The sequence below is a fragment of the Streptomyces sp. NPDC002403 genome, from assembly GCF_053593015.1.
Genome location: NZ_JBSFBQ010000144.1, coordinates 1 through 2,099 on the forward strand (window position 1 = coordinate 1; position 2,099 = coordinate 2,099).

Sequence of the window (2,099 nt, forward strand, 5' to 3'; positions counted from 1 at the left end):
AACATCACCGCGCCGCGCCCCCGGGCCGACCCCATACTCACCGGCCCCCGACACCCCCTCCCCCCACCGACCATGCTCCACAGCACCAGCCCACGACACAGCCGACACACCCGGCACACCCGGCACACCCGGCACAGCCTCGTCTTCCCCCCGGCGGAGGGAAGCCGGGCCATCCGGGTCCGCGGGATGCACACCACCCCGGCCGTTCACCGCCACCCGATCACGAGAAGAACCCGCAACACCCCCGACAACCGGCCGAAGAGAAACACGATGACGGGCCCCGCCAGAACCGACCGGACCCACGCTCTCCCCCACACCCGCCCCACCCGCCCCACCGGAAGCATCCCGGAACAGCCCACCCGACCCACCCCCGACCAGGCCACGCCCGCCCAAAGCATCCACCCGCACCCCCAACCGATGGCTCTGCTTGCCGCCGAACCGCAGGTTGAGCTTCCTGACGCTGACGCCGGCGGCCTCGAGGACACCCCTGACCTCGTCTTCCCGCAGGCGGAGGCGGGCGGCCAGGTCGGCGAGGTGCACACCGGGTTGGTTGTCCGCTGCTGCCAGCTCACGGACGGTGCGGGCAAGGTCCTCGACAGCCGGGAGGTGGGCGAGGCCATACCCGCCCAGAGCATCCACCCGCACCCCCACCCGCTGGCGCCGCTCGTCGCCGAACGGCAGGTCGAGATTCTTGATGCTGATGCCGTTGGCCTCGAGGACGCCCCTGATCACACGTTCCTTCCGGCGGAGGTGGGCGGCCAGGGCGTCGAGGTGCACACCGAGGCGGTTATCCGCTGCTGCCAGCTCGCGGATGGCGCGGGCAAGGTCCTCGATGGTCGGGAGGTGGGCGAGGCCATGCCGACCCAGAGCGTCCACCCGCACCCCCAGCCGGAAGCGCCGCTTGCCGTCGAACCGCAGCTCTAGCTTCTTGACGCTGACGCCGGCGGCCTCGAGGACGCCCCCGATGACGTCTTCCCGCAGGCTCAGGTGAGTGGTCAGGGCGTCGAGGTGCACACCGAGGTGGTTGTCCGCTTCTGCCAGCTCGCGGATGGTGCGGGCGAGGTCCTCGATGGCCAGTGGGGGGGTGTCGGGGTGGTGGGTCCGGCTGGGGCCATCCTGGTCCGTGGTCTCCTCCGCTCCTGTCCTGCCCGGTTCGTCAGAGGCGTCCGGGGGCAGTTCACCCAGCTCGCCCCCGGCCCCGTCCCCGTCTGAGCGGCCGTGCTGGCCCAGGGCATCCACCCGCACCCCCACCCAGTTGCGCTGCCTGTCACCGACGGGAAGCTTGAGTTGCTGGACGGGGATGCCATGGGCCTCGAGGACGCGTCTGATCTCGTCCTCCTTCAGGCGGAGGCGGGTGGCCAGGGCGGCGAGGTGCACACCGGGTTGGTTGTCCGCTTCTGCCAGCTCGCGGATGGTGCGGGCAAGGTCCTCGATGGTCGGGAGGTGGGCGAGACCGTGCCGGCCCAGGGCATCCACCCGCACCCCCAACAGGTCGCGCCGCTCGTCACCGACCCACAGCTCGATTCTCTGGATGTCGATGCCAGCAGCCTCAAGGGCGCCCCTGATCTCGTATTTCTGCAGGTCGAGGTGCTCGAGTTCCTGCAGGCTGCGGAGGTGGGTGGCCAGGTCGTCAAGGTGCACACCGGGCTGGTCGTTCGCTGATGCCAACTCGTAGACGGTGCGGGCGAGGTCCTCGATGGTCGGGAGGTGGGCGAGGCCGTGCCCGCCCAGGTCCTCCACCCGCACCCCCAGCCGTTTGCGCCGCTCGTCGCCGTCCAGCCATGTGAATCGCTGGACGCTAATGCCAGCGGCCTCAAGGACGCCCCTGACCTCGAATTCCTGCAGGTCGAGGTGCTCGAGTTCCTGTAGGCCGCGGAGGTGGGTGGTCAGGACCTCAAGGTGCACACCGACCCCGCGTTCCCGCTGCGCGGCCAGCTGGCGGATGGTGCGGGCGAGGCCCTCGATGGTCGGGAGGTGGGCGAGGCCGTGCCCGCCCAGGTCCCTCACCCGCACCCCCACCCGTTGGCGCCGCTCGTTGCCGAACTGCAATTGGACTGGCTTGACGGTGATGCCGTTGGCCGTGAGGACGTCCCTGATCT

At 70.5% G+C, this 2,099-nt stretch carries 1 pseudogene; it reads right to left on the bottom strand.

Going from position 1 to position 2,099, the window contains the following annotated elements:
- Positions 1–2,049: pseudogene (locus tag ACWCPY_RS43180) on the bottom strand (hypothetical protein); the annotation flags it as partial.
- Positions 2,050–2,099: the final 50 nt, after the last annotated feature.